This is a genomic window from Streptomyces akebiae, assembly GCF_019599145.1.
GTDB classification, from domain to species: Bacteria; Actinomycetota; Actinomycetes; order Streptomycetales; family Streptomycetaceae; genus Streptomyces; species Streptomyces akebiae.
This window is the reverse complement of record NZ_CP080647.1, coordinates 117626-144061: the sequence shown is the minus strand read 5'-3', so window position 1 is coordinate 144061 and position 26436 is coordinate 117626. Positions and strand designations below refer to the sequence as shown.

Here is a 26436-nt window from a genome sequence, read left to right as displayed (position 1 = left end):
ACAGATCAGGCGAAGCGGCGCCGGACCAGGGCCAGGCCCTCGGCCGCCTCGCTGCGGGCGATCTCGTGCGTCGTGAACCGGGACGGGTTGTCGTCGACGACCGCCGTGTCGGAGCGGTACTCCTGGGGTACGTCGACCCGGCCGCGGCGCAAGAGGTCCTCGAGGTAGGACGTGGCGACCTGCTCGGGATCGGCGGGTCGCAGCGAGCCGCCGACGGGATCGGAGCCGGCGATGCCGAACCGTCGCACCTCTCCCGGCGCGTTGAGGACGAGCGGCCCCTTGATGCCGTACGCCATCCCCTGGACGGTGACGGTCGTGAGGCCCTGCTCGTCGCTTCCACCGGGCATCGCCTCGGCGAGACCGGCGCCCCGGCGCGCCACCTCGGCGGCGGTGAGGGACGTGGCGGCTTCCAGGGACAGGATCCCGTGCCGGACGAAGGCCGAGCGCAGGGCCTGGCCGTGGGCGCCGCCGAACCGACGCTGGTCGGCGGCGATCATGTGCCCCGCGAGCTGCGCGTAGTAGGCGGACACCACGGGGGCGGCCACGATGGCGTCCACCAGCAGCTGACCGGCGATCTCCCCTGCCCTAGCCAGGGCGGCCTGGTCCTGTGCGGGCTGCTGTCGGAAGATTCCGGCGAGGGCCTTCAGGAACGCGCCGCTGAACACGCGGGAGAACGAGTGCGGCCCACTGGTCAGCGTGTTCGCGGGCCCGTCCGGCGGCAATTGCACCGGGTCGCGGTAGAAGAAGTGGTTGGACATGTTGCGCAGGCAGTCGGGGTCGACCGTGTCCGGTTTGCGCTGGCGGATCGCCCAGCCCAGTTGTTCGGCCATCCTCGACAGCTGTGAGGACAGCTCCAGGTTGCCCTGGGTCTCGGTCAGGACGGTGACCCGCAGTGACTCGAACTGCAGGGCGGTCAGCAGCGCGCTGATGTCGCCGACCGCCTCGTGCGCGCCGTCGGCCTCGTGCATCGCCGCGTTCCACAGCTGGGGGCGCAGGGCGTCGAGCACCGCGTGGCCCAACTCGTGCCGCACGATCTCGGGGCTCTGGGCCGAGAAGACCTCCACGCCCGCCACGGTCCGGTGGAAGAACTCCAGGCCCGTGCGGGTGTAGAAGGCGTTGAGGCCGACACCCACGTCGAGGTGCGCGGTGAGCACGCGTCCGACCGAGGGCACCCACTGCGTTCCCGACGGAACCAGCGCGCCCCACATCCGGCTGCCGCTGCTGAGCGCGTCGGCGGCCACCCAGTAGCGGAACGCGGGAGTGCCCGGCCCGGCGCTGTCCGGCTGCGGGGCGGGCTGGGCGATGGCGGTCGGAAAGGGCTGCGTCTCGAGTTGCGGCACGGGATGGCGTACCGGCGTGACGCCGGGGGGTTCTCCGGGATCGCTGGCGTACACCAGAACGGTCTGGTCGGTCATCTGCTGCGGTTGCACCGTCATCGCGGCTCCAAGAGGGAGGAGAGGGGTGGGCGGGGCGGAGCGCGCCGCAGCGGCGCGCCGCGGCAAGAGCCCCTCACGCCTAGTACGCGATCTATTACTTTCCGTGTCAATTCGAACGCCCCCGTGATGTCGGTGTGCTCCTCGGCCGCAGCCGCGCCGCCGTCATGTCGCCGCGGCCGCTTCGGCGCGGGAGAGGGCGACGTCGAGCACGACGAGGAGGGCGTCTCGGACCGAGCCGGTCCTGCGGGCGTCGAAGACGACCAGAGGTACGTGCTCGGCGACGTCCAGTGCCCACCTCACCTCGTCCAGGTCGTGCTCGATCTCTCCGTCGAAGGCGTTGACGGCGACGGCGAAGGGGATGCGTCTGTGCTCGAAGTAGTCGACGGCGGCGTAGCAGTCGTCGAGGCGGCGGGTGTCGACGATGACCAGCGCCCCCAGGGCGCCGTCGACGATGTCGTCCCACATGAAGCCGAAGCGGTCCTGGCCCGGAGTTCCGAACAGGTACAGCTTCAGAGTCGGGTCGAGGGTGATGCAGCCGAAGTCCATGGCGACGGTGGTGGTGGTCTTGTCGGGTGTGTGGGTGAGGTCGTCGACGCCTGCGGCGACCTCGGTGATGGCGGCTTCCGTGGTGAGGGGCCGTATCTCGGAGATCGCGCCCACGGTGGTGGTCTTGCCGACCCCGAAGCCGCCGGCGATGACCAGCTTGACCGGCAGCGGCGGCTGTTGCCGCGCCTGCTCAGCCGCTGTCGCGGAGTGTGCCCGTGGAGTCGGGGACGGCACGGAGACCATTGATGACCCTTCGCAGTACGGAGATGTCCTGGGCGATCCTGGCGTGCGGCACGTGGACCGCCAGGTGTCCCGCGGCACACAGATCCTCGGCGAGCACCCGGACCACGTTGAGGTGCAGTCGCAGACGGGCGGCCAGTTCGGCGACCGACTGCGGCTGTCGGCACGCGGCGACGATGTCGTGGCGTTCGAAGGTGAGCGCGCCGAGGACGGAGAGTCCGGCGGAGGTCGACACGATCTGGGTCTCGATCGGGAGGGGGGCCGCCGTGTCCGCCCCCGACACCCGGCCCGCGGTCAGCAGGAACGGCCGTACCGCGGGGGCGCGTCCGACCGGGTCCGGCGGGCTGCTCCGAGTGTCTTCCGCTGTCTCATGTGGTTCTCGCCCACCGACGGCCATGGCGACCTCCTGCCTCGTGGGGTGGTTCAGCCGGCTGCCGCGGAGCCGACGTTGTTCTTCAGCTCCATCACCAGTTGGGGAGTGAGCGCGGCTCCGGCGCGGTTGGCGAAGAGCGTCATCTCGTAGGCGATGTTGCCCAGTTTCGCCTCCTTGGAGGCGACGACGCCCAGCACTGCTCCGTTGCCGATGGCGGAGACCAGTACGTGGCCGCCTTCCAGGTCGATGATGACCTTGTTGAGGCCGCCCAGCGCGTAGTTGCCGGAGACCCCGGCGGCGAGGCTGGTGATGCCGGACACGATCGCGGCGAGCCGCTCGGAGTCGGCCCTGTCGCGGAGTTGGGAGACAGCGATCAACAGCCCGTCGGAGGACACGGCTATGGCGTCGACGACGCCGGCGGTCTCCGTGGCGAAGCGGTCGAGCAGCCAGGTGAAGTCGTCCGCTGCGGTGCGCAGGTCGGTGGGCTTCACCTGTTCGGAGGTGCTGTCATCTGTCGACGGGGTCACTGCCGGTCTCCTTCTGGACTTCTGAGGTTTTCCCGTGTCGCGGTGGTGTCGGGCGTCTGCGGGGGCGCGGCGCTGTCCTGTTCGGCTCTGCGTACGGCAGCCTCGAACTCGTCCAGCTCCGCGCGGACGGCGTCGGCGTCGGCGGGTTGCCGGTCCGCCGTGACGCCCCGGTCCGCGGCGAGGGTGGCCACGGAGAGGGTCGCGCCGCGCACACGGCGCCGCAGTGGCCGGGTCGTCGCGGCCGGGGGAGGTCCGTCGGCGGTGTCGAGGGTGTCGGCCCTGGTCGTGCCGCCGTGGGGCGGGATGCGCCGGGGCAGGTCACTTCGCGGGGACCGGACGATCGGCCGCCGCTCGGGGGTGGTGCCGGTGGCCGGCACGGGTACGACGGTCTTCCGCTCCGGCTTCGGTTCGGGCGTCGTCGTGGACCGTGCCGCGGGTGGCGCAAGGTCGGAGGCAGCCGGTGCGGTGTCCAGCGGGCTCATCGTCAGCAGGAGCGTGGACGGGATCCAGACGGTGCTGGTGACGCCGCCGCCCGAGGTACGGCTCAGGGTCACCTGGAGCCCCAGGTTGCGGGCGAGGCTGCCGACCACGAAGAGGCCGAGCACCTTGGTCGGTACCAGGTCGAGGCGTTCCCGGCGGACGAGGCGGGCGTTCTCCTCCGCGAGGCGTTCCGCGCTCATGCCGAGGCCGTGGTCGATGACCTCGATCAGTGCCCCGCCGTCCTTGGTGACGTCGGTGCCGGGCCGGACGACCACCTCGACGGTGGTGTCGGACGGGGAGAAGGAGACCGCGTTCTCCATCAGTTCGGCGAGCAACAGGGTCAGGTCGCCGATGATGTCGGGCCCCACGGTGACATCCGTCTCCGAGCGCAGGGACACCCGCTGGTATCCCTCGATGCGGCCGAGTCCGGAGCGTATGGCGTCGGCCAGGGTGGTCGGCCGTGCCTCGACGTCGGTCTCCCGGATTCCGGCGAGCAGCATCAGGCTGTCGGCGTTGCGCTGGAGCCGTACGGCGATGTGGTCGATGCGGTAGAGCCGGTCGAGGAGGTCGGGGTCGGTCTCCTCGCGTTCGACGGCGTCGATCAGCAGCAGCTGGCGTGTTGTCAGATTGCTGACCCTGCGACCGACGTTGCCGAACATCTCGGCGATGTTGCGGCGGCTGAGCACCTGCCGCTCCAGCAGCGCGGCGGCGGTGACCTGCACGCGGTTGAAGGCCTCGGCCAGCTCGCCGATCTCGTCGCGCACCGGGACCGGAATCGCCCGAGGGCTGAACGGGGCGCTGTCGGCGAGCTCGTCGTCCCCGACCCGGGCGAGCTCCTCGTCGGCGGCCTCGACCACCTGCTGGGCCGATCCCGTCAGGGCCGTGAGGGGACGGATCACCGAGCGTCGCACCAGCACGCAGAACCCCAGCCACGCGGCGAAGCCGAGCAACGCCACACCGAGCAGAATCCATGCCTTGTACAGGGCACTCGCGGACGCGGAGTCGGCTCGTGCGGCAGTCTGCTCGATCAGTGTCCGGGTGATGCCGAGACGGGTCGCGGCCTGCCGCTCGCCGGTGGTGATCTTCTTGCGCAGTTCCCGCGTCGTCTGCGACTGCAGCGCGCCCGGTTCGATCTGGAGTTCCGCGAACTGGGAGGTGATGCCGTTCGTCTCGGCGCTGCGCTCGATGCCGGCCATGCTCAGCACCTGCCCCGGCGTGGCGATCCGGCTGAAGCGGTCCGCCTGGTAGGTGTACAGCTCGTGGGCGCCGGCCGCGCGGGTGTACTCGGTGAGGGCGTTCGCGTCCGGGGTCTGGGCGGAGAACACCGCGCTCTCGAACGCCGCGTGGGCCGCGTCGGCGCGCAGGATCGTGTCCAGCAGGTTGGTGACCGGGGACGTCGAGGTCGTGGAGAAGCGGTCGAGCCCGATGCCGTCGATCAGGTAGCCGACGGCGGCGGCGTAGGCGGGATCGATGTTGGCCGCGGGCACGTAGTCCCGGCCGAGCTTCTCGCGCAGGATGTCCAGACCGGTGATGTATTCGAGAGCCTGCTTCTCCTCGGCCGGCAGGCTCGACCCGAACGCGGAGCGCACGGCGGCGACTTGTGCGTCGGTGGCCCGCTGTGCCTCGCGGTAGGCGCTGGTGGACGGCCGGGCGTCTCCGGGGCGGGTCGCCTCGTACTGCACGGACAGCAGCAGTGCCAGCCGGTGTTCGGCCTGTACGTCGTTGATGAGGGTCGCGACCTGCTCGCTGTCGCGCACGAGTTCCGCGACCCGGTCGGCGCCGCGGGCCTGCTCCATCTGGTCGGTGACGCCGATGGTGAGCAGCGCGCCGACAACGGCGATGGGTGCGATGACGAGGACGTTGAGTTTCCGCCGGAACGGCCACCGGGCGAGAAATGCTCCCGACTTCCTGCGGAACGGAGGAGTCCGGTCCCGGCGTCCGGGCGGCGGCTCCACTGCGTCCGTGGGCACGCTGGCCTCCTTCGATGTTCGGGTGAGTGGCGTCCGCGGTGTCGTTGCCGAAGAACCGTCAACGACCGGGCAAGAGCCCGACGCTCGCACGGTGTCGCCGGGCTGAGCGAGCGGACAGGCAGCTGGACCGACGGGATCACGTCATGTGTCCGGATCTGGTCGGTGGGAGACTACCGCCTGTGTGATCGCTTTGAGTCTGTGTGTAATCAAGAATTGATTACGAATTGTTCGCACGCGCCTACTGAGCGATGCGACCGCCGTGGAGGGCCTGGCCGGGACCCTGCTACATTCCCACCGCGACAACCCGCCGGGCCCCGGTCCGAGGCCGACGTGCAGGCGTCGTCGCGCCTCCGGCCGTCTGCCGGATCGTTCTCCTCCCCCCACACAACCCGTACCCCCTCGTGTCCAGTTGAGGAGACCCCGTGCATCCCACCCGCAGAGCGACCGCGGCAGCCGTCGCGATCCTGGTCGTGGCCTCTGCTGTCGCAGGCTGTGACAGCGACTCGACCACCCAGGTGTCCAGCGCCGGTTCGCGGGAGCCGGGTTGCCCTGCCGTCCTCGCCGAGGCGCGACAGGCCGTCAAAGCGGCCGAGGACATCAACGCCCCCTGGGGCGGCCCCACCAGAGGGCCCGACGCGGTCCCCGGCAAGACCATCGCCTACGTCGCCCAGACCATGACCAACCCCGGTGTCTCCGGTGTCGCCAAGGGCGTCCAGGAAGCGGCCGAGGTCATCGGCTGGGACGTGCACACCTTCGACGGTCAGGGCACGCCCGCCGGGATCCGGAGTGCCTTCGCCGAAGCCCTAGCCTCCAAACCCTCCGGCATCGTCATCGGCGGATTCGACCCCAAGTCCGTGACCGAGCGGGCCGATCAGGCGAACGCCGCCGGCATCCCGCTCATCGGCTGGCACGCCGCGGCCACCCCAGGCCCCAGCACGGATCCGAAGCTCTTCAGCAACGTCACCACCAGGGTCGAGGAGGTCGCGGAGATCAGCGCCGACTGGATCATCGCCCGGTCAGCCGGCCACGCCGGCGTGGTGCTGTTCACCGACGCCTCCATACCGTTCGCCAAGCGGAAGTCCGATCTGATCAGGAAGAGACTCGCCACCTGCTCCGACGTGGAACTGCTCAGCTACGAGGACATCCCCATCCCGGAGGCCAACAGCCGCACCGTCGACAAGGTCGCCTCCCTCCAATCCCGCTTCGGCGACAGATGGACCTACTCCGCCGCCATCAACGACCTGTACTTCGACCACGCGGCACCGGCGCTGCGTGCCGCTGGTCACAAGGGCGGCGGCGCCCCCTTCAACATCGGTGCCGGTGACGGCGATCCGTCGGCCTTCGAGCGGATCAACGGCAAGCAGTTCCAGTCCGCCACCGTTCCCGAGCCGCTGTCCGAACAGGGATGGCAGATCATCGACGAGTTCAACCGCGCCTTCGCGGGCGAGCCGGCCAGCGGTTATGTCGCCCCCGTCCACATCACCACCGCGAACAACAGCGGCGGCGCGCTGTCCTGGGACTCGGAGGGTTACCGTGAGGCCTACCGCAAGATCTGGGACAAGTAAGGCCGACGAAGGCGCGGACGGGCAGGCCCGGCGCCACGCCGAGTCCGTGGTCGACTGACGTACGACCAGCTCCGATCGCAGGACCACATGCCGGTCCCCCGAGTCGTGGCCCCAGCCGCGTCTTGGCTGAGCCGCTGTCCCGTGCCCTGCCTGTCGTCGTCCTCGGCGGCATCAACCTCGGCCGCCGGACGCGCGATTGAGTGCACCGGTCCCGTATCCACCCCGTACTCATGGGGCATGGGTCATCAAGCGGGAACAGGAACCCCAGGGAAGAGAGGCAGAGGATGGTCCAAGTGGAACCCGAACCCCAGAGCATCGGCGTCCCGGCCGAGTCCACCGCGGGCGAGACCAGGGTGGCGGCGACGCCGGTCACCGTGGGCAGACTCGTCGCGCTCGGGTACCACGTGGTCGTCGAACCGGGGGCGGGGGAGTCGTCCCGCTTCTCCGACGCGGCCTACCAGGAGGCCGGCGCCCGGCTCGGCGATCCGTGGGCGGCGGAGATCGTGCTCAAGGTGAACGGCCCCTCCACCGAGGAGATCGGCCGACTGCGCGACGGGGCGACGCTGATCGCGCTGATCAGCCCGGCCCTCAACCCGGAACTGGTCGAGGAACTGGCCCGGCGGCCCGTCACCGTCCTCGCCATGGACGCTGTGCCCCGCATCTCCCGGGCCCAGTCGCTGGACGTCCTCAGCTCGATGGCGAACATCGCCGGATACCGTGCCGTCGTCGAGGCCGCCCACGCCTTCGGACGCTTCTTCACCGGCCAGGTGACCGCCGCCGGCAAGGTGCCGCCCGCCAAAGTGCTGGTGGCCGGCGCCGGGGTCGCCGGACTCGCGGCGATCGGTGCGGCCCGCAGCCTCGGCGCCGTGGTCCGCGCCACCGACCCCCGGCCCGAGGTCGCCGAGCAGGTCCGCTCCCTGGGCGGCGAGTTCCTCACGGTCTCCGCCGCACAGGAAGTCAGCACCGACGGCTATGCCAAGGCCACCTCGGACGACTACAACCGGCTCGCCGAGCGGCTGTACACCGAGCAGGCGGCCGACGTCGACATCATCATCACCACCGCGCTCGTCCCGGGCCGTCCGGCGCCCAGGCTGATCACCGCACAGGACGTCGCGCGCATGCGGCCCGGCAGCGTCATCGTCGACATGGCCGCCGCCCAGGGCGGCAACGTCGAGGGCACGGTCGCGGGCAAGGCCGTCGTCACCGACAACGACGTGACGATCATCGGTTACACCGACCTGCCCGGCCGACTCCCCGCCCAGGCCTCCCAGCTGTACGGCACCAACCTCGTCAATCTGATGAAGCTGCTCACCCCCGGCAAGGACGGCCGCCTCGTCCTCGACTTCGACGATGTCGTGCAGCGCTCGATGACCGTGGTCCGCGACGGAGCGAAGACCTGGCCCCCGCCCCCGGTGCAGGTGTCCGCCGCGCAGACCTCCGACGGAGCCCCCGAACCCCCGGCGTCGTCCTCCTCCGAGGCGTCGTCGAAGCCCGCGCGCCCGGCCTGGTCCGCCTACGCCCTCGTCGGTGCCGGAGCACTCGCCCTGTTCCTGGTGACCGCCTTCTCGCCGAGCGAACTCATCGGCCACTTCACGGTGTTCGTGCTGGCCATCGTCATCGGTTTCTACGTCATCGGGCAGGTGCACCACGCGCTGCACACCCCGCTGATGTCGGTCACCAACGCCATCTCAGGGATCGTCGTGGTCGGCGCGCTGCTGCAGATCGGGCACGGGAACACCGCCGTCACCGTGCTGTCGTTCGCCGCGATCCTGCTGGCGAGCATCAACATCTTCGGCGGATTCGCCGTCACCCGCCGCATGCTCGGCATGTTCTCGAAGGGCTGATCAGGGATGACCACCGTCACGGCCGCAGAAGCCGCCTACGTCGTCGCCGCGTTGCTGTTCATCCTCAGCCTCGCCGGGCTCTCCCGGCACCGGACGTCCCGCTCGGGAGTCGTCTGGGGCATCACGGGCATGGCCATCGCCCTGGCCGCCACCGTCGGGCTCGCCTCCCGGAGCATCACGGCCACCGGCCTCGTCCTGATCGCCGTCGCCACCGCCCTCGGCGCGGGCATCGGACTGTGGCGTGCCCGGGTCGTCGAGATGACCGGCATGCCCGAACTGATCGCCATCATGCACAGCCTCGTCGGCCTCGCCGCCGCGTTCGTCGGCTGGAACGGCTACCTCGACGTCGACCCGGAGCTGACCGGGTCCCTGCTGGGCATCCACCACGCCGAGGTGTTCATCGGCGTGTTCATCGGCGCCGTCACCTTCACCGGCTCCGTCGTCGCGTACCTGAAGCTCTCGGCCCGCATCGACTCCCGGCCCCTCGTGCTGCCCGGCAAGCACGTCCTCAACGTGAGCGCCCTGGTCGCCTTCGTCGTGCTCACCGTCGCCTTCGTGGCCCGCCCCGGCATGGGCCTGCTCATCGCCGTCACCGTGATCGCGCTCGCCCTCGGCGCGCACCTGGTCGCGTCCATCGGCGGCGGTGACATGCCCGTCGTGGTCTCCATGCTCAACAGCTACTCCGGCTGGGCCGCGGCGGCCTCAGGTTTCCTCCTCGCCAACAACCTCCTCATCGTCACCGGCGCGCTCGTCGGCTCCTCCGGTGCCTACCTCTCGTACATCATGTGCAGGGCGATGAACCGCTCCTTCCTCTCGGTGATCGCGGGCGGCTTCGGCACCCCCGCGGCGGCCGACGACGGCGAGCAGGGCGAACACCGGGAGATCAACGCCGAGGAGACGGCGGAGCTGCTGCGCGACGCCTCCTCGGTGATCATCGCGCCCGGCTACGGCATGGCGGTCGCCCAGGCGCAGTACCCGGTGGCCGAACTGGCCCGCAAACTGCGTGAGCGGGGCGTCGAGGTGCGCTTCGGCATCCACCCCGTCGCCGGTCGGCTGCCCGGCCACATGAACGTGCTGCTCGCCGAGGCCAGCGTGCCGTACGACATCGTCCTCGAAATGGACGAGATCAACGACGACTTCCCCGCCACCTCGGTCGTCCTCGTCATCGGCGCCAACGACACCGTCAACCCGGCCGCCATCGACAACCCGGCCAGTCCCATCGCCGGCATGCCCGTGCTGCACGTGTGGGAGGCCGCCCATGTGGTGGTCTTCAAGCGGTCCATGGCCGTCGGCTACGCGGGCGTGCAGAACCCGCTGTTCTTCCGTGAGAACACCCAGATGCTCTTCGGCGACGCCAAGCAGCGGGTGGAGGACATCGTGCGCGGCCTCGACGCCCTCGACGCACCGGTGCCGGAGATGGCCGCCACGTCGCGCTGAACCGAGAGGTGCGACGCGTGTCCCGGACGGTACGTCGTCCGGGACACGCGTCGGCACCACCGCACCGCTCAGTCGTCCCTGCCCGCGGTCCTGCTCGGCAGGCAGATCCGGCGGGCCCAGAGACCGAGGAGAGCCATCCCGCCGACCAGCAGCGGTACCGGGTCGACGGTCAGAGGCGCCAGCGCGTAGCCCAGCGCCGACACCGTGCAGACGGTCAGGGGAATGAACGCCGCGGCACCTTCCATCCCCGATCGCAGCATCGGCCGGCCGGCGCCCAGGACACTGTCCCCGCCGGCCACCCAAGGGCCGACAGCGACGATCAGCAGTCCCGCGGTGGCGCAGACATCGGCCACGGGGGAGGACATCGCCTCCTCGCCCGGCGCACCGACCCGCACCAGGCGCAGGGTGTCGCCGATCAACATGAGGAACACTCCGAGGATCGCTGCCCACAAGGTGGCCTGCTGATCGGCCCGTACGAGACGTCGCAGGGCGAGCAGAAAACCGAGGAACACGACTTCCGAGGCCCACAGGACGCCGAGCATCCCCGTCTCCGGGCGCCAGCCGTCACCGCTCCTGCCCAACAGCACCCACCCCGCCATGAACACGGCCCCGGCCATGACGGTCCCGTCGAGTACGCGTCGCAGCCACGCCTGCCAGCCCGTACCGGCATCGGCCGCCACCACCAGACCGGCCATCCCCAGCCCGACCGTGATCGTCACCCCGGCGACCAGCGCCAGACCCGCCGACCCCGGTGCGTCCGGAGCCGGTGACGGTTGGCCCGTCAGCGCGACGAGGGAGGCCCGATAGACACCCCCGGCGGTCGCGGAACCCGCCACCAGGAGCAGGCGGGTCCGCACCCGCCCGCGCGTGCCCCGGGCCCGGAGCAACAGGGAGAGGGTCAACACCAAGCAGCCGACGGACGGCCCGACGAACATCGTCATCCCCCCTCCCACGGCCGCCGGATCCCGACACAGACCGTACGAAACCCGCAGCGCCACCGAGCGAGGAAGTCGGCTGATTCACTCGTGTTGCGTAAGGACAGGCGGTGACCTTGCGCGATCGGCCGTCGGCGGACCAGGCCGTGGGCCGACCAGAAGGCCGGCCGGTCATCGGCCGTCGCTTCGTGCGGGTGACGGGCGCGCGACCATCCGGACGTCGACCGCGTGGCGTGCCGGAGGCCGTGGTGCGTGTGGTGTGCCCTGACGTTCTCGGGACGCTCACGCGTGAAGGAGACACGGCATGTTCGGAAAGACACAGGCGTTCAGCGGCTTCGCGGTCGACGACCTCGGCGAGGCCCGCCGGTTCTACGGGGAGACTCTCGGGCTGCGGGTGGAGGAGACCGGGCAGGGGGACATGCGCATGCTGACCCTGACACTCGGCAGCGGCGCGCGTGTCTTCGTCTACCCGAAGGAGACGCACACCCCCGCGACGTTCACGCTGCTCAACTTCCCCGTGGACGACATCGAGTCCGCCGTCGACGAACTGGTGCGGCGCGGCGTCGACCTTGAGCGCTATCCCGAATTCGACCACGACGAGAAGGGCATCGTCCGGGTCGGCGACGGCGGACCCGCGGCGATCGCGTGGTTCACCGACCCCGCCGGGAACGTCCTCTCCGTGCTCCAGGAGAACTGACGAAGCTCCAGGAGAACTGACGAACGGGGCCCGTCGAGCTGAGTGACGCTCCGGTGCCGGCGGGCACGTGTGCTCCGGAGGGAGTGCGCGTGCCCGCCGGACGGCGCTGCGGGGTTCCGGGGGCCTCACCGCCCCCGACGGGACCGACGGCTCAGGCCAGGTCGAACCGGTCGAGGTTCATCACCTTGTCCCACGCGGCCACGAAGTCACGCACGAACTTGGGTCCCGCGTCCTGGGCCGCATAGACCTCCGACACCGCTCGGAGCTGGGAGTGTGAACCGAAGACCAGGTCGACCGCGGTGGCGGTCCACTTGAGTTCACCCGTGGCGCGGTCCCGGCCCTCGAACACGTTCTCGTCCGAGGTCGACGCCTTCCACTCCGTGCCCATGTCCAGCAGGTTGACGAAGAAGTCGTTGGTCAATGTCTCCGGCCGGTGGGTGAAGACACCGTGCGGGGATCGCCCGAAGCCCGTGTCCAGGGTCCGCATGCCACCGATCAGCACCGTCATCTCGGGAGCCGTCAGCGTCAACAGGTTGGCGCGGTCCAGCAGCAGTGTCTCCGGAGACAGCTTCTCTCCCGCCTGGAGGTAGTTCCGGAACCCGTCGGCCCTGGGTTCGAGCACGGCGAACGACTCCACGTCGGTCTGTTCCTGCGAGGCGTCCGTGCGCCCCGGTGCGAACGGGACGGTGATGTCGTGCCCGGCGTTCCTCGCGGCCTGCTCGACCGCCGCGCAGCCGCCGAGGACGATCAGGTCGGCGAGCGAGATCCTGGTGCCGCCGGCCTGTGCGCCGGTGAAGTCCTCCCGGATCCGCTCCAGCGTCTCCAACACCTCCGCGACCTCGGCCAGTTGGTTGACCTCCCAGTCCCGCTGCGGCGCGAGCCGGATCCGGGCCCCGTTGGCCCCGCCCCGCTTGTCGGTGCCGCGGAAGCTCGCCGCGGACGCCCAGGCGGTGGTGACCAGCTGGGAGATCGACAGTCCCGAGGCGAGGATCCTGGTCTTCAGCGCGGCGATGTCCGCGTCCCCGACGAGCTCGTGATCGACCTCGGGGACGGGGTCCTGCCACAGCTGCGGCTCGGGCACCCACGGGCCGAGGTAGCGCGTGATGGGCCCCATGTCACGGTGCAACAGCTTGTACCACGCCTTGGCGAAGGCCTCCGCGAGCCTGTCCGGGTTCTCGTGGAAGCTCTTCGAGATCGGGCCGTAGACCGGATCCAGCTTCAGCGCGAGATCGGTCGTCAGCATCATGGGAGCGTGGCTCCTCGACGGATCATGGGCATCGGGCACCGTCCCCCTGGCCGAGGGATCCGTGGGTGTCCACTGCTTGGCACCGGCGGGGCTCGTCGTCAGCTCCCATTCGTACCCGAACAGGTTGTCCAGGTACCCGTTGTCCCACCGGGTCGGCGCGGTGGTCCAGGCACCTTCGAGCCCACTGGTGAGCGCGTCGGGGCCCTTGCCGCTGCCGTACCTGTTCCGCCAGCCGAGACCCTGCTGCTCCACGGGCGCGGCCTCGGGTTCGGGGCCGATGTACTCGGGGTCGACCGCGCCATGGCACTTGCCGAACGTGTGGCCGCCGACGATGAGCGCGACCGTCTCCTCGTCGTTCATCGCCATGCGCCCGAACGTCTCGCGAATGTCCCGCGCGGCGGCCAGCGGATCCGGATTTCCGTTCGGACCCTCCGGGTTGACGTAGATCAGTCCCATCTGCACGGCACCGAAGGGAGCGGCGAGTTCCCGGTCGCCGCTGTAACGCTCGTCCCCGAGCCAGATGTCCTCGGCCCCCCAGAAGATTTCCTCGGGTTCCCAGATGTCCTCTCGCCCGAATCCGAACCCGAACGTCTTGAACCCCATGGATTCCATGGCACAGTTACCGGCGAAAACCAGAAGGTCGGCCCAGGAGATCTTCTGTCCGTACTTCTGCTTCACCGGCCACAACAAACGGCGCGCTTTGTCGAGACTCGCGTTGTCCGGCCAACTGTTGAGGGGCGCGAAGCGCTGAGCGCCGCTGCCGCCACCGCCGCGGCCGTCGGCTGTCCGGTAGGTGCCCGCGGCGTGCCAGCTCATCCGGATGAACAGGGGGCCGTAGTGGCCGTAGTCGGCGGGCCACCAGTCCTGCGACGTCGTCATCACGTCGAAGACGTCCTGCTTCAGCGCGTCGAGGTCGAGTGTCGCGAACTCATCCGCGTAGTCGAAGTCCTGGTCCATGGGATTCGAGCTGGACGAGTGCTGGTGGAGAACTTGAAGGTCCAGCTGATTCGGCCACCAGTCCCGATTCGTCCTGGGGCGAGTCCGCGTGGGAGTGGGGGAGGGGATTGCCGGGTTCTCGCTTTCGCTGCCGGACACGTCGTCCTACTTTCTGTCTCGGTGTTTCCGCGCACCATGCCGAGGAATGTGATGTCGGCGTCCGTATGGTCGCGCACCGCGGACGGCACCGCCACGAAACACGCAGGGCACCCTCGCATGACAAACGGGCGAGGAAATTCCTCCTTTCCACGGGTGGTCGCGGGGCGGTTCCTCCTTGATCCGCTCGGCCGGCTGTGTCCGGGACCAGCTCTTGCTCCTCACGCCTCCTGCTTGCCGCTGATGATCCGGCCGCGGGCCTCGCCGAAGCCGATCCGGGTTCCGTCGGCGCCCGGGGCCGTGGCGGTGAGGACGACCTCGTCCCCGTCCTCCAGGAACGTGCGCGGTCGGCCGTCGACGGTGATGGGCTCCTTGCCGCCCCAGGTCAGTTCGATGAACGCACCGCGCTGCTCCTTCTCCGGGCCGGATACGGTGCCGGAGGCGAACAGGTCACCGGTGCGCGAGGGCGCGCCGTTGACGGTCTGGTGCGCCAGCATCTGGGCGGGGGACCAGTACATCGCCGAGTACGGCGGCCGGGAGACCACCTGGCCGTTCCAGGCGACCGTGAGGTCGACGTCGAGCCCCCACGGCCGTGCCATCCGCAGATACGGCAGCACGGCCGGCTCCTGCGGCGGGACCGGGACCCGGGCGGCGTCCAGGGCGAGCAGCGGTACCACCCACGGCGAGATCGTCGAGGCGAACGACTTGCCCAGGTTGGGGCCGAGCGGTACGTACTCCCAGGCCTGGATGTCGCGTGCGGACCAGTCGTTGAAGAGCACCACCCCGAAGATGTGCCGCTCCGCGTCCTCGGCGCCGATGCGGTCGCCCATGGCGTTGCCGGTCCCGACGACGAAGCCGAGTTCGGCCTCGATGTCGAGGCGGGTCGAGGGGCCGAAGACCGGCGTCGGGTCCTGCGGGCCCTTGCGTTGCCCCGAGGGCCGCGCGATGTCCGTGCCCGAGACGACGACGGAGGCCGCCCGGCCGTGGTAGCCGACCGGAAGGTGCTTCCAGTTCGGCAGCAGCGGGTCCGGGTTGTCGGGCCGGAAGAGCCTGCCCAGGTTCGAGGCGTGGTGTTCGGAGGCGTAGAAGTCGACGTAGTCGGCGACCTCGAACGGCAGGTGCAGGGTGACCGTGCCCAGGTCGTGGACCGCCTCCGTGGGGACGCGGTCCACGAGCCGCTCGGTGATCGCTGCCCGGACCTCGACCCAGCGGGCGTGGCCCTGCGCCATGAAGGCGTTGAGGCTCGGCCGGGCGAAGACGTCGTCGTCCAGCAGCACGGCCAGATCGATGACGTGGTCGCCGTAGCGGGTCGCCACGCGCGGTTCCCGACCGGGCACCGAGTAGACGCCGTAGGGCAGATTGGTCAGGCCGAACAGTGAGTCGGCGGGGACGGTCGGTCGGATGGTGCTGGTCATGCGGACACCTCGGTCAGGTCGGTGATCGTCGTGGCCGGCAGCAGCCCCCACCCGGCCGACTCGATGGCGGGTTCGGCGACGGAGCAGGTGCCGAACGAGCGGAACATGTCACGGACTCGGGGTGACAGGGCGCGCACCCGCTCGGCGATGCGTTCGCCGTCGCGGTCGGCCAGCAGCTCGACCAACGTCGCCTCCTCGGCACCGTGGAGGGCGGCATCGGTGGCCACGAGCAGGTTGAGGAACCCGTGCTGTTCGCACCCGGTCTCCGGATCGGTGTTGCGCAGCGCGTGGTGCAGACCCGCGGTCGCCTTGAACGCCACCCCGGACCGCGTCGCGGCCAGGACGGCCGCGGCGAGTTCACGCTCGTCGGGGTAGAGGTCGGCCCGTACGCCTCCGGTGCGGAACTTGGCCAGGTAGGGGGTCCCGGCGAGTGCGGCCAGCAGCGGCTCGCGCCGGGCGTCGCGCGGCACCTCGACGTAGACCGTGGCGTCGGTGGCGTCGTCGACCGCCTCGGCCAGGGCGGGAACGACCGCGTCGGCGGTGACCGTGTCCGGGACGGAGACCTCCAGCCCGACCAGCCGCACGGCCGGGATCCGGTGTGCGGCGGCGACAGCGTCGGAGACATCCGGCAGCGGCACGGTCACCGAGAGGTCGAAGGACCCTTCGGCGAGGTCTTCGGTCAGTTCGCCCAGCCGCTCGACGTCCTTGGCGGCGAGGACGAACGCGCCGACCAGCCCGGCATGGGCGCCACGGGTGTGCGCCACGTGGGCCGGGACGGCCTCGTCGAGGGGCAGACTGCCGGGCGGGAAGACCGCCGCGTCGTCGAACAGACCGGCGAGTACCGGGGGGATCTCCGGTGGGCGTGGGGCGCTCATCGGTTCTGCTCCCACGAGTGGACGTACGTGCCGTCGTCCGTCGCGCGGGCGGCCTCACCGAGCTGGAGAGGGCGGAAGGTGTCGACCATGACCGCGAGTTCGTCGAAGAACTCCGCCCCGATCGACCGTTCCATGGCGCCCGGCTGGGGACCGTGGGGGTGGCCGCCGGGGTGCAGGGAGATCGACCCCTGTCCGATTCCGGAGCCCTTGCGGGCCTCGTAGTCCCCGCCGCAGTAGAACATCACCTCGTCGGAGTCGACGTTGGAGTGGTAGTACGGCACCGGGACGGACAGCGGGTGGTAATCCACCTTGCGCGGCACGAAGTTGCAGATCACGAAGTTGTGGCCCTCGAAGACCTGGTGGACCGGCGGCGGTTGGTGGACCCGGCCGGTGAGGGGCTCGAAGTCGCGGATGTTGAACACGTACGGGTAGAGACAGCCGTCCCAGCCGACGACGTCGAAGGGGTGGTTGGGCAGCGTGTGGACGGTCCCCACGACGCCGCCCGCTCCCCGGTGCTTGATGTACACCTCGACGTCCTCGCTCTCGACGGGCCTCGGCCCGACAGGGAGGCGGAAGTCGCGCTCGCAGTACGGCGCGTGCTCCAGCAGTTGGCCGTGCCTGGACAGATAGCGCCGCGCGGGCCCCATGTGCGAGTTGGCCTCGATCGCGTAGATGCGTACGGCCCCGTCCGGGACGATCCGGTACGTGGTCGCCCGCGGGACGATCACATAGTCCCCGTCGCCGACCTCCAGCTCGCCGAAGACCGTCTCCACGCGTGCCCGGCCGTCCTCGACGTAGAGGCACTCGTCGCCGATCGCGTTGCGGTAGTAGGGACTGACCGTGTCGGCCACGACATAGGCCAGCCGTACGTCCTCGTTGCCCAGCAGCAGCCTGCGGCCGGTCACCGCGTCGATGCCGGACCCGCCGTCCGCGAACAGCTTGTGCGTGGAGAGGTGGCGGGGCACCAGCGGGTGGTTGGGGACCAGGGACTGGTCGCCGAGGTCCCACACCCGGAACCCCCGCACCGCCGACGGGATGTGCCGGTGGTAGAGCAGCGAGGAGTCCGAGGAGAACCCCTCCTCGCCCATCAGCTCCTCGTAGTAGAGGTTCCCGTCCGGGTCCCGGTGCTGGGTGTGCCGTTTCGGCGGAACCTCGCCCGCCCGGTGGTAGTACGGCAAGTCTCTCTCCTCGTGACTCGGAGTCGTGGTGCCCGCGCGAGACGTTTGTGCGCTCAGCGCACATTTTTGTGCGATGGTAGCGACAAGGCGAAGTTAGGTCCCGGTGACATCCCAGTCAAGGTCGGTCGGCGTCACTCGCAGGTGTGACGTGCCCTAACGTGGCGCCCGAGGAAGATCTGTCGGTTTCCGCGAGTGCCGTGCGCGGCCGCGGGATCAGGAGGTGTCGATGGCCACCCTGCAAGGCCTGGATCGTGGGCTTCGGGCTCTGGACCTGATCTCGCTGACGGCCGATGGCCTGACGGTGGCGGACCTGGCGGCGCAGCTGGAGATCGACCGGGCCATCGCGTACCGGATCGTGCGGACACTGGAGGAGCACGCGCTGGTCTCCCGGCAGGGCAAGCGGGTGCGGCTCGGCGCCGGGGCCGCGACGCTGGCGGGGCGGTTCCAGCACCAGCTGGTCCTGGCCGCTCAGCCGGTCCTGCAGGAACTCGCCGACGGCACCAGCGCCTCCGCCTTTCTGACGGTGGCGCACGGCGCGCGGGAGTGCGTCCCCGTGGCGGGTGCCCAGCCGACCGTCCAGCACGGCCCTGTCCAGGTGGGCTACCGCATCGGCGTCCGGCATCCGCTGGAGCGCGGGGCGAACGGCATCGCCATCCTCGCGTTGCAGCCGCCCTGGCCGGACGAGCCCGAGGAGATCGCGCGCGCCAGGGAGTCGGGCTACAGCATCACCTCGGGGCAACTGCAGCAGGGCGCCACCGGGATCGCGGTGGGCTTCGAAGTGCCCGGCGCGGTGGGTGCCTCGGTCGGTGTCGTGGCCATGTACGACTTCGACATCGAGTCGGTCGCCGCCCGGGTGAAGGAGGCGGCCGCGCGGCTGGCGTTCCTCGGCAGGGCCTGACGGAGCCGGGCGTCACCGTACGCCTCCGGCGCGGACGCCGCCGCGTTCCACGGCGACTGGTCAGATTGTATATAAGAAGCCGGGAAGAGCAGGGCAAACTGAGCAGCTTGAACAGCCCTGAAGGCGACTCTTGTGCAGGTGAGGGGGGTCGGTGTCTCCTGACCGCCACACGTTGCAGACAGGCACGCCGAAAGGGACGACGCATGAGTGTGGAAGAGACCCTCACGAGCCAGGAACGTCTGGCGGAGCTCGACCTGCAGCAGCTCAAGCAGCTGGTCGGGCTCGTGGAGTACGACGCACAGGGCGACCCCTTCCCGGTGACCGGATGGGACGCGGTGGTCTGGTCGGTGGGCAACGCGACCCAGGCGTCGTCGTTCTTCCAGGTGGTCTTCGGGATGGAACTGGTTGCCTACTCCGGACCGGAGACCGGCAACCGCGACCACCACGCGTTCGTGCTCCGCTCCGGAGCGATCCGGTTCGTGCTCAAGGGCGGCGTCGACCCGGACAGTCCCCTGCTGGACCACCACCGCCGCCACGGTGACGGCGTGATCGACATCGCCCTGGAGGTGCCCGACGTCGACAAGTGCGTCGAGCACGCCCGCGCGCAGGGCGCGACCGTGCTGGAGGAACCGCACGACATCGCCGACGAGCACGGCACCGTCCGTACGGCGGCCATCGCTACGTACGGCGAGACCCGCCACACCCTGGTGGACCGCTCCCGCTACACCGGCCCCTACCTGCCCGGATACGTGGCCCGGACCTCGGGCTACGTGAAGCCCGAGAACGAGCCCAAGCGCATCTTCCAGGCACTCGACCACGTCGTGGGCAACGTCGAACTCGGGCACATGGACGAGTGGGTCGACTTCTACAACCGTGTCATGGGCTTCACCAACATGGCCGAGTTCATCGGCGACGACATCGCCACCGAGTACTCGGCGCTGATGAGCAAGGTCGTCGCCAGCGGGAACCACCGGGTGAAGTTCCCGCTCAACGAGCCGGCGATCGCGAAGAAGCGTTCGCAGATCGACGAGTACCTCGACTTCTACCGCGGTCCCGGCGCCCAGCACCTCGCCCTCGCCACCAACGACATCATCAGGACCGTCGACGTGCTGCGGGCCAAGGGTGTCGAGTTCCTCGCCACGCCCGAGAGCTACTACACCGACCCGGAACTGCGCGCCCGCATCGGTCACGTCCGCGTACCCATCGAGGAACTGGCCTCGCGCGGCATCCTCGTCGACCGCGACGAGGACGGTTACCTGCTGCAGATCTTCACCAAGCCGATCGGCGACCGGCCCACCGTGTTCTTCGAGTTCATCGAACGCCACGGCTCCCTCGGCTTCGGCAAGGGCAACTTCCAGGCCCTCTTCGAGGCGATCGAGCGCGAGCAGGAGAAGCGCGGCAACTTCTAGCGGCGGAGGCGTCTTTCGACGCGACGCGGACCACCGCCGGGCCCGGCGGTGGTCCGCGTCGCGTCGTCGCCGGTGTCAACGGCCGCTCCACCGTGGCCACTTCGGTGGTCGGGGCAGCGTGCCGGAGCGCCGGGCGTCACGCCTGCGGTCGGGTGAGCTTGGCGGCCACGGCGTCGAGGACCCAGTCCAGGCCGGTCGTGAAGGAAGCCTCGGCGTCCACGTCCGTGCCGTCGTGCACGGCCTCGGCCAGCGCCGGGAAGCGGCCCGTGGCCAGCATCTTCGTCACGTGCGGGCCCAAGGCGCGCTGCCAGTCCAGCTTGGACAGGCCCGTGGCGCGCTCGGCCCGCAGATTCGCGATCTCGCGCCTGATGGCGCCGGTGAAGTAAGCGCTGACCGTCTCCACGGCGCGCATGACGGTGTCGATGTCGGCGCGGCCGACGAGGGGGGCCAGCGTGGCCTCGGTGACGGCGAGGGCGTTCGGCCCCAGGGCCGGGCGGCCGCCGAGCAGGTCGGCCAGCCACTCGTGCCGGAGAGCGGTCCGCCTGGTGCGGTGGGCGAGGACGCTCAGCGCCTCCCGCCAGTCACCGGGCTGCTCCTCGGGGAGGATCTCGGCGTGGACCTCGTCCACCATGAGGTCGAAGAGCTCCTCCTTGGTGGAGATGTATCCGTACAGCCGCATGGGACCGGCGTCCAACCGGGCGGCGACCTTGCGCAACGACACCGCCTCCAGTCCGCCCTCGTCGGCCAGCGCGACGGCGGCGGCCACGATCCGCTCCCGGTCGAGCGGCACGGGGCGGGTCGGCGGCTCCGGTCGGTCCCACACAGTCATGGCCACATCGTACTGTTGCGATGCGTTGTATCGGTTCAATACAGTGTATCGTCATGACACATCGCATCGCCGTGGTCGGAAGCGGTCCTGCCGGCCTGACCTTCGCCCGCGTCCTGCACCGCCATGATCACCCCGTCGCTCTCCTCGAACGCGATCCCGCACCCGACGCCCGCCCGCCGGGCGGCACGCTGGACCTGCACGAAGGGCTGGGCCAACTCGCTCTGGACAAGGCCGGGTTGCTGGCCGAATTTCAGACGTTGTCTCGTCCCGAGGGGCAGGCCATGCGGATCCTGGACACGGCCGGGACCGTCCTGCGTGACTGGCGGCCCCGCCCGGACGACCGCGCCCATCCCGAGATCGACCGCGGGCAACTCCGTGACCTGCTGCTCGGTCCGCTCGACATCAGCTGGGGGCGGGGGGTGACACAGGTGGTGCCGGGCACCGGGGACGGCGCGGTGGTCCACTTCGAGGACGGGCGCCGGGAGACGTTCGACCTCGTGGTCGGAGCGGACGGCGCCTGGTCCCGGGTCCGCCCGGCAGTCTCGTCGGTGACGCCGCACTACACCGGCGTCACCTCGGTCGAGACCTCCCTGGACGACATCGACACCCGCCACCCCGACCTCGCCCGGTTGGTCGGCGACGGTTCCGTGGGCGTGTACGGCGCGAACCGGGCTCTCGTCGCCCAGCGCAACAGCGGCGGTCACGTCAGGGTGTACGCCCAGTTCCGCGCGCCGCTGGATCGGCACTCGGGCTCGGGTCCGGCCGACGTCGAGGCCGTCCGATCGGGTCTGCTGGCTCTCTTCGACGGATGGGCCGCTCCCGTCCTCGGCCTCCTCCGCCACGGCACCGCTTTCGTCCACCGCCCCCTGTACGCCCTGCCCGTCTCCCACACATGGAACCACGTCCCCGGGGTGACGCTCCTCGGCGACGCCGCCCATCTGATGCCCCCACTGGGTGCGGGAGCGAACCTCGCGATGCTGGACGGCGCCGAACTCGCCGAGGCCGTCGCCGCTGCTTCCGGCCCCGGAGACCTGGACGAGGCCGTCCGCGCCTTCGAGGAACGGATGTGGGAACGGGCCGAAAGATGGGCGAAGATCACGACTGCAGGGCTGGAGCGTCTCGTCAGCCCGGACCCGGCCCAGGCCCTGGCCCTTTTCGAGGAAGTCCAGTCGTCCTGACCACCGGGCGCGAGAGCGCCGCCACCTCACGGGAGATGCGCCGAACGCACCCCTCAGTCCGCCACCGCCACGAGTCGGCCCGATCCTCCTCGCGGGCCCTCCCACTGCCGGAGCAGGCTGTTGACAGCCTGACGCCCCGCGCGGTTGGAGCCCACCGTGGACTGGGACGGGCCGAAGCCGACCAGATGCACGCGTGGTTCGCCGGCCACCTGGGTGCCCCGCATGGTGATCCCGCCGAGCTCGTTGCGCAGCCGCAGTGGGTCCAGGTGCGACAGCGCGGCCTTGAAGCCCGTGGCCCACAGGATCGCGTCGACGGTCGTGAAGGAACCGTCCGCCTCGCGCACACCGCTGGGTTCCAGCGCGGTGAACATGGGGCGACGTACGAGGGCCCCGCGCTCCTTCGCCGCCACGGCGTACGGGGTCCAGCCCAGGCCGGTGTACGAGACGACGCTTCCGGTGGGCCTGCCCGCCGCCACGTCGTCCGCGACCCGGGCGATGATTCGGCGGCCTTCGACCTCGGGGTCGAACCCGCCCTCCAGGAAGACGGGTTCGCGCCGCGTGTACCAGTACGTGGTGGCCACGCGGGAGATCTCCTCCAACTGTTGGAGCGCCGAGATGCCACCACCGACGACGGCGACCCTGAGGCCCGCGAACCGGTCGGCCGAGACGTAGTCGTGGGTGTGCGACTGGAACCCGGTGAAGCTCTCCTGCCCCGGGTAGCGGGGACGGACGGGGTTGGTCCAGGTACCGGTGGCGTTGATGACCGCCCGCGTGATCCAGGTCCCCGCGCTCGATTCCACGGCCAGGTCACCGTCGGGGCGGCCGTCCAGCGGTCGTACGGCGCCGACGGTCACCGGTCGCAGGATCGGCAGGTCGGTCGCCTGCTCGAACGAGGCGAAGTAGCGCGGCACGGCCGTACGGCTGGGCTCGTCGGGGTCCACCGGCGGCTGCGGGAAGTCGGGCAGGTCGAAGATGCCGTTCACGGTGTTCATCCGCAGCGACTCCCAGCGGTGCCGCCACGCCCCGCCGGCCGCCGGTTCGGCGTCGAGCACCACGAAGGTCCGAGCGCCGTCCGGGTCTGTCGGAGCGCTGGTGAAGCCGCGCCGCTTGAGGTGGTAGCCGGCCGAGAGACCGGACTGCCCACCGCCTATGACCACGACGGTCGCGCGCCCGCCGTCAGTGTCCGTCGGTCCGCTCACGACCCGCCCGCCGTCAGTGTCCGTCGCGCGCCGGGCGACCTTGATGATGTTGCCGGTCCGCTCGGCCTCGCTCTGGGTCTGACCGGTGAGCGGGTCGGGAGAGATGTCGCCAACGCTGAAAACGCCGAACTGCATCGTGAACTCCTCGTCGGGGCTACGGGACCGCACGTAAGGGTGAACAGGATGATACGTCATCTATTCCTTGCCGCCCGGACCTTCGAGGCGTGCGGGTCGCCGGGGATGGGCTCTGGTTGACGTGTCAACGCATCCCTGCTTTAGTTGATGCATCAACACAATTCTCTCCTGGACAGGGGTAGCTGGCATGAGTGACAAGAAGGTCATCGCGGTCGCCGGAGCCACGGGCGCACAGGGTGGCGGTGTCGCGCGGGCGATCCTGGCCGACGCGGACTCGGGCTTCACCGTGCGCGCGCTGACCCGGAACCCGGACGCGCCCGCCGCCAAGGAACTGGCCGAGCTCGGCGCGGAGGTCGTACGGGCGGACTTCTACGACGAGCCGTCGGTGCACAAGGCGTTCGAGGGGGCGTACGGAGCCTTCCTGGTCACCAACTTCTGGGCGCACGGCTCGGCTGCCAAGGAGACCGAGGAGGTCGAGGTCCTGGTCCGGGCGGCCGCGGCCGCGGGCCTGCGCCACGTGGTGTGGTCGACGCTGGAGGACACCCGCGAGCTGCTGCCGCTGGAGGACGAGCGGATGCCCGTTCTCCAGGAGAAGTACAACGTGCCGCACTTCGACGCCAAGGGTGAGGCCAACGAGCTGTTCCGCCGGGCCGGGGTGCCGACCACCTTCCTGAACACCACCTTCTTCTTCCAGGGCTTCCAGTCGATGCTGGGCCCCAAGCGGGGCGAGGACGGCGTGCTGACGCTGACCCTGCCCCTCGAGGACGGCAAGCTGCTGGCCGGCGTCGATGTGAACGACATCGGCCACACCACACTCGCCATCCTCAAGGGCGGTGAGCGCTTCATCGGGCGCACCGTCGGACTGGCGGGCGACCACCTGACCGGCGCGCAGTACGCGGAGAAGATCGGGGCCGCCATCGGCGAGCCGGTGCGCTTCCAGGCCGTGCCCTACGACGTCTTCCGCTCCCTCGGCGTCCCGGCGGGCGACGAGATCGGCAACATGTTCCAGTACTACGGCGACTTCGACCAGGAGTTCACCGGCGCCCGTGACCTGGACGGAATCCGGAAGATCCACCCCGCGCTCAAGAGCTTCGACGACTGGCTGGCCGAGAACGCCGCCGGCATCCAGGTGGGCTGACCTGGCGCCCCTCCCGCCTGCTCGCTCCACCCGCTTCACCCGTCATCCCGGTAGGCCCGCCCGGCCTGCCGGGGTGACGGCGTTTCGTTCCGCGGCACGGGGCTCGCACCGGAGTCCAGGCATTCGGTGAACTGTCAACTACGTTTACACTTTCTTCATGGGAGAGACAGTGCGATGGCTGACGCCTGAGGAGCAGCGCGCATGGCGCGGCTTCGTGCGGTTGCATGAGCGGCTCGGCGGCCGTCTGGGGCGCATGCTGCAGTCGGAGTCGAACGTGTCGCCCGCGGACTTCGCGGTGCTGGTCCATTTGACGGACTCGCCGGACGGACGGCAGCGGTACCAGGACCTGGCGCGTGCGCTGGAGTGGGAGAAGAGCCGGATGTCCCACCACATCGCCAGGATGGCCGGGCGGGGCATGGTGGTGCGGGAGGAGTGCGCCGAGGACGGGCGCGGGGCCTACGTGGTGATCACGGACGTCGGTCGGGCGGCCATCGAAGCAGCCGCCCCGCGTCATGTCGAGGCGGTGCGTGAGCTGTTCATGGACCATGTCACGCCGGCCGAACTGCGGGTCCTGGCCGAGATCTCCGAACGTGTCATCGGCAAGCTGGACGAAGACCAGGTCTGAACAGTGAACAGGCCGGGCCCGGCCTGGATGAGGGAATCTCCCTGACCGGAGGCGACCCCCTGACTGGAGGGTCCGCCGGCCTGGCGGGGGAGCGGGGACACCGGTTCGGAGGACCGCCCGCCCGCGCCGCACTCACATGGCCAGTCCGAGCGTCACCGCGGTGGCCGCGGCGAGGAGCAGGAAGGCGAGGGGGCTCAGGGCGTTGTTGCGGGTGGTCGGGTCGGCGTAGTCGCCGGCCTTGGCGTGGAAGCCCACCGCTCCGATCATCGTGACGACCAGGCCCAGGGCCGCCGCGATGCCCAAAGGCTGCCAGAAGAGCCCGATGACCAAGCCGACGGCCGCGGCCACCTCGGCCACGCCGATGAAGCGGACGAGGCCCGCGCTCAGCCCCATGTGGGACCGGAGCGCCGCGGGTACGTCGCCCTTCAGCAGGGCCTTGGGCGCACCCGCGGCGAGCGAACCGAGGGCGAGAAGCACACTGAGAACGGCGGCGGCGATGTACATGGGGCGATTCCCTTCGAGGGGGCCGCGCCGGAGCGGTAGGCCACGAGTGATGGTTGATGCATCAACGGCCCAGCATAGGGAGCGGGTGGATGACTCGTCAATCAAAACTCCGCAGGGCCTGAACGGGGTGCCTCTACGGGGTACCCGCTCATGACGGAGACGCGATTGAACGCGCCGATGGTGATCGCCACCCAGATCACCGCCGAGATCTGGTCCTCGGTGAGGACCCGGCGGGCGGCTTCGTACGCGGCCTCCTGGGCGGCGGAGCCGGTCGGATCGGTCGTCGCCTCCGCCAGCGCCAGCGCCGCGCGCTCCCCGGGGGTGAACAGGCCGGTGTCCCGCCAGGCCGTCAGGACCCCCAGTCTCCGTGCCGACTCGCCCGCGCGCAGCGCCCTTCGTGTGTGCAGGTCGAGGCAGTAGGCGCAGCCGTTCAGTTGTGACACGCGGAGGTTGATCAGCTCCACGGTCGTGCGGTCGAGCCCTGCCTCCGCGGCCGTCGCGCTCACCGCCTCCGAGGCCTTCACCATGGCCTGGAAGGCCTGGGGGCTCTGCTTGTCGACGAAGATCCTCCGCGGTGCGGGTCCATCGATGTGCTCGCTCACTTCACGTCTCCCGGGTGGGCCGGCGTCGCACGCCCTCTGCGTGCTGTAGCCGCCGGTCCGCTC

23 protein-coding genes are annotated in these 26436 nt (G+C 70.2%); 9 read left to right on the top strand and 14 right to left on the bottom strand.

The features are described from left to right. Positions 1 to 5: 5 nt before the first annotated feature. From K1J60_RS00705 to K1J60_RS00685, 5 genes are all read right to left on the bottom strand, one after another. Positions 6 to 1436, bottom strand: a complete 1431-nt coding sequence (locus tag K1J60_RS00705) for a hypothetical protein (protein WP_259407492.1) — start codon at positions 1434 to 1436, stop codon at positions 6 to 8. Positions 1437 to 1598: 162 nt separating this feature from the next. After that, positions 1599 to 2225, bottom strand: coding sequence for a GTP-binding protein (locus K1J60_RS00700; protein WP_220644400.1), 627 nt, complete (start codon positions 2223 to 2225; stop codon positions 1599 to 1601). Further along, on the bottom strand, positions 2173 to 2619 hold the full coding sequence (locus K1J60_RS00695; RefSeq protein ID WP_220644399.1) for a DUF742 domain-containing protein: 447 nt from the start codon (positions 2617 to 2619) through the stop codon (positions 2173 to 2175). The genes K1J60_RS00700 and K1J60_RS00695 overlap by 53 nt, the downstream gene beginning before the upstream one ends. Positions 2620 to 2645: 26 nt before the next feature. Continuing rightward, on the bottom strand, positions 2646 to 3122 hold the full coding sequence (locus tag K1J60_RS00690) for a roadblock/LC7 domain-containing protein (protein ID WP_220644398.1): 477 nt from the start codon (positions 3120 to 3122) through the stop codon (positions 2646 to 2648). Beyond that, a complete protein-coding gene (locus K1J60_RS00685; RefSeq protein ID WP_220644397.1) occupies positions 3119 to 5572 on the bottom strand; it encodes an ATP-binding protein in 2454 nt (817 codons plus the stop codon). Before K1J60_RS00685 ends, K1J60_RS00690 begins: the two co-directional genes overlap by 4 nt. A 422-nt stretch (positions 5573 to 5994) precedes the next feature. Here K1J60_RS00685 and K1J60_RS00680 point away from each other — a divergent pair, with 422 nt between their 5' ends. From K1J60_RS00680 to pntB, 3 genes are all read left to right on the top strand, one after another. Next, positions 5995 to 7137, top strand: a complete 1143-nt coding sequence (locus tag K1J60_RS00680) for a substrate-binding domain-containing protein (protein WP_220644396.1) — start codon at positions 5995 to 5997, stop codon at positions 7135 to 7137. A gap of 284 nt (positions 7138 to 7421) precedes the next feature. Further along, the gene (locus K1J60_RS00675) at positions 7422 to 8981 is read left to right on the top strand and encodes a Re/Si-specific NAD(P)(+) transhydrogenase subunit alpha (RefSeq protein WP_220644395.1); all 1560 of its coding nucleotides are present in this window, start codon (positions 7422 to 7424) and stop codon (positions 8979 to 8981) included. Between the two features lie 6 nt (positions 8982 to 8987). Further along, positions 8988 to 10418: a Re/Si-specific NAD(P)(+) transhydrogenase subunit beta gene (pntB, locus tag K1J60_RS00670; RefSeq protein WP_220644394.1), complete on the top strand. Its 1431-nt coding sequence runs from the start codon at positions 8988 to 8990 to the stop codon at positions 10416 to 10418. A gap of 68 nt (positions 10419 to 10486) precedes the next feature. On the opposite strand, the gene K1J60_RS00665 is transcribed toward pntB, so the two are convergent. Further along, positions 10487 to 11359, bottom strand: a complete 873-nt coding sequence (locus K1J60_RS00665) for a hypothetical protein (RefSeq protein WP_220644393.1) — start codon at positions 11357 to 11359, stop codon at positions 10487 to 10489. 298 nt (positions 11360 to 11657) lie between these two features. Here K1J60_RS00665 and K1J60_RS00660 point away from each other — a divergent pair, with 298 nt between their 5' ends. Continuing rightward, on the top strand, positions 11658 to 12050 hold the full coding sequence (locus tag K1J60_RS00660) for a VOC family protein (protein WP_220644392.1): 393 nt from the start codon (positions 11658 to 11660) through the stop codon (positions 12048 to 12050). A 151-nt stretch (positions 12051 to 12201) separates the two neighbouring features. On the opposite strand, the gene katG is transcribed toward K1J60_RS00660, so the two are convergent. From katG to K1J60_RS00640, 4 genes are all read right to left on the bottom strand, one after another. Continuing rightward, positions 12202 to 14391 carry a catalase/peroxidase HPI gene (gene katG, locus K1J60_RS00655; protein WP_220644391.1) on the bottom strand — a complete coding sequence of 730 codons (2190 nt, stop codon included), beginning with the start codon at positions 14389 to 14391 and terminating at the stop codon, positions 12202 to 12204. A gap of 218 nt (positions 14392 to 14609) precedes the next feature. Beyond that, positions 14610 to 15803: a fumarylacetoacetase gene (fahA, locus tag K1J60_RS00650; RefSeq protein ID WP_220644390.1), complete on the bottom strand. Its 1194-nt coding sequence runs from the start codon at positions 15801 to 15803 to the stop codon at positions 14610 to 14612. After that, positions 15800 to 16678 carry a hypothetical protein gene (locus tag K1J60_RS00645; protein WP_220644389.1) on the bottom strand — a complete coding sequence of 293 codons (879 nt, stop codon included), beginning with the start codon at positions 16676 to 16678 and terminating at the stop codon, positions 15800 to 15802. Before K1J60_RS00645 ends, fahA begins: the two co-directional genes overlap by 4 nt. Further along, positions 16675 to 17856, bottom strand: coding sequence for a homogentisate 1,2-dioxygenase (locus tag K1J60_RS00640; protein ID WP_220644388.1), 1182 nt, complete (start codon positions 17854 to 17856; stop codon positions 16675 to 16677). The genes K1J60_RS00645 and K1J60_RS00640 overlap by 4 nt, the downstream gene beginning before the upstream one ends. 226 nt (positions 17857 to 18082) lie before the next feature. Between K1J60_RS00640 and K1J60_RS00635 the strand changes: the two genes are divergently transcribed. Both K1J60_RS00635 and hppD read left to right on the top strand, forming a co-directional pair. After that, positions 18083 to 18754, top strand: coding sequence for an IclR family transcriptional regulator (locus K1J60_RS00635; protein WP_220644387.1), 672 nt, complete (start codon positions 18083 to 18085; stop codon positions 18752 to 18754). 203 nt (positions 18755 to 18957) lie between these two features. Continuing rightward, a complete protein-coding gene (gene hppD / locus K1J60_RS00630) occupies positions 18958 to 20163 on the top strand; it encodes a 4-hydroxyphenylpyruvate dioxygenase (RefSeq protein ID WP_259407491.1) in 1206 nt (401 codons plus the stop codon). Positions 20164 to 20299: 136 nt separating this feature from the next. On the opposite strand, the gene K1J60_RS00625 is transcribed toward hppD, so the two are convergent. After that, complete coding sequence (locus K1J60_RS00625) at positions 20300 to 20992, bottom strand: TetR/AcrR family transcriptional regulator (protein WP_220644386.1); 693 nt, start codon at positions 20990 to 20992, stop codon at positions 20300 to 20302. A gap of 53 nt (positions 20993 to 21045) precedes the next feature. On the opposite strand from K1J60_RS00625, the gene K1J60_RS00620 reads away from it, so the two are divergent. Further along, entirely contained in the window at positions 21046 to 22170 is a 1125-nt protein-coding gene (locus tag K1J60_RS00620; protein WP_220644385.1) for an FAD-dependent oxidoreductase, read from the top strand. A gap of 53 nt (positions 22171 to 22223) precedes the next feature. Here K1J60_RS00620 and K1J60_RS00615 read toward each other — a convergent pair whose 3' ends face one another. Next, a complete protein-coding gene (locus K1J60_RS00615) occupies positions 22224 to 23504 on the bottom strand; it encodes a flavin-containing monooxygenase (RefSeq protein ID WP_220644384.1) in 1281 nt (426 codons plus the stop codon). 187 nt (positions 23505 to 23691) lie between these two features. On the opposite strand from K1J60_RS00615, the gene K1J60_RS00610 reads away from it, so the two are divergent. Further along, a complete protein-coding gene (locus tag K1J60_RS00610) occupies positions 23692 to 24642 on the top strand; it encodes an NmrA/HSCARG family protein (protein ID WP_220644383.1) in 951 nt (316 codons plus the stop codon). Positions 24643 to 24799: 157 nt separating this feature from the next. Then, positions 24800 to 25267, top strand: coding sequence for a MarR family winged helix-turn-helix transcriptional regulator (locus K1J60_RS00605; protein ID WP_220644382.1), 468 nt, complete (start codon positions 24800 to 24802; stop codon positions 25265 to 25267). 132 nt (positions 25268 to 25399) lie between these two features. Here the strand turns inward: K1J60_RS00605 and K1J60_RS00600 are convergent, their stop codons facing one another. Further along, positions 25400 to 25771 carry a DoxX family protein gene (locus K1J60_RS00600; protein ID WP_220644381.1) on the bottom strand — a complete coding sequence of 124 codons (372 nt, stop codon included), beginning with the start codon at positions 25769 to 25771 and terminating at the stop codon, positions 25400 to 25402. 101 nt (positions 25772 to 25872) lie between these two features. Next, on the bottom strand, positions 25873 to 26373 hold the full coding sequence (locus K1J60_RS00595; RefSeq protein ID WP_259407490.1) for a carboxymuconolactone decarboxylase family protein: 501 nt from the start codon (positions 26371 to 26373) through the stop codon (positions 25873 to 25875). Positions 26374 to 26436: the final 63 nt, after the last annotated feature.

Coding starts and splice junctions, on each gene's coding strand:
- K1J60_RS00705 (WP_259407492.1), bottom strand. CDS start 1,436: ATGACGGTGCAACCGCAGCAGATGACCGACCAGACCGTTCTGGTGTAC.
- K1J60_RS00700 (WP_220644400.1), bottom strand. CDS start 2,225: ATGGTCTCCGTGCCGTCCCCGACTCCACGGGCACACTCCGCGACAGCG.
- K1J60_RS00695 (WP_220644399.1), bottom strand. CDS start 2,619: ATGGCCGTCGGTGGGCGAGAACCACATGAGACAGCGGAAGACACTCGG.
- K1J60_RS00675 (WP_220644395.1), top strand. CDS start 7,422: ATGGTCCAAGTGGAACCCGAACCCCAGAGCATCGGCGTCCCGGCCGAG.
- pntB (WP_220644394.1), top strand. CDS start 8,988: ATGACCACCGTCACGGCCGCAGAAGCCGCCTACGTCGTCGCCGCGTTG.
- K1J60_RS00665 (WP_220644393.1), bottom strand. CDS start 11,359: ATGACGATGTTCGTCGGGCCGTCCGTCGGCTGCTTGGTGTTGACCCTC.
- K1J60_RS00660 (WP_220644392.1), top strand. CDS start 11,658: ATGTTCGGAAAGACACAGGCGTTCAGCGGCTTCGCGGTCGACGACCTC.
- fahA (WP_220644390.1), bottom strand. CDS start 15,803: ATGACCAGCACCATCCGACCGACCGTCCCCGCCGACTCACTGTTCGGC.
- K1J60_RS00645 (WP_220644389.1), bottom strand. CDS start 16,678: ATGAGCGCCCCACGCCCACCGGAGATCCCCCCGGTACTCGCCGGTCTG.
- K1J60_RS00635 (WP_220644387.1), top strand. CDS start 18,083: ATGGCCACCCTGCAAGGCCTGGATCGTGGGCTTCGGGCTCTGGACCTG.
- hppD (WP_259407491.1), top strand. CDS start 18,958: ATGAGTGTGGAAGAGACCCTCACGAGCCAGGAACGTCTGGCGGAGCTC.
- K1J60_RS00625 (WP_220644386.1), bottom strand. CDS start 20,992: ATGACTGTGTGGGACCGACCGGAGCCGCCGACCCGCCCCGTGCCGCTC.
- K1J60_RS00620 (WP_220644385.1), top strand. CDS start 21,046: ATGACACATCGCATCGCCGTGGTCGGAAGCGGTCCTGCCGGCCTGACC.
- K1J60_RS00615 (WP_220644384.1), bottom strand. CDS start 23,504: ATGCAGTTCGGCGTTTTCAGCGTTGGCGACATCTCTCCCGACCCGCTC.
- K1J60_RS00610 (WP_220644383.1), top strand. CDS start 23,692: ATGAGTGACAAGAAGGTCATCGCGGTCGCCGGAGCCACGGGCGCACAG.
- K1J60_RS00605 (WP_220644382.1), top strand. CDS start 24,800: ATGGGAGAGACAGTGCGATGGCTGACGCCTGAGGAGCAGCGCGCATGG.
- K1J60_RS00600 (WP_220644381.1), bottom strand. CDS start 25,771: ATGTACATCGCCGCCGCCGTTCTCAGTGTGCTTCTCGCCCTCGGTTCG.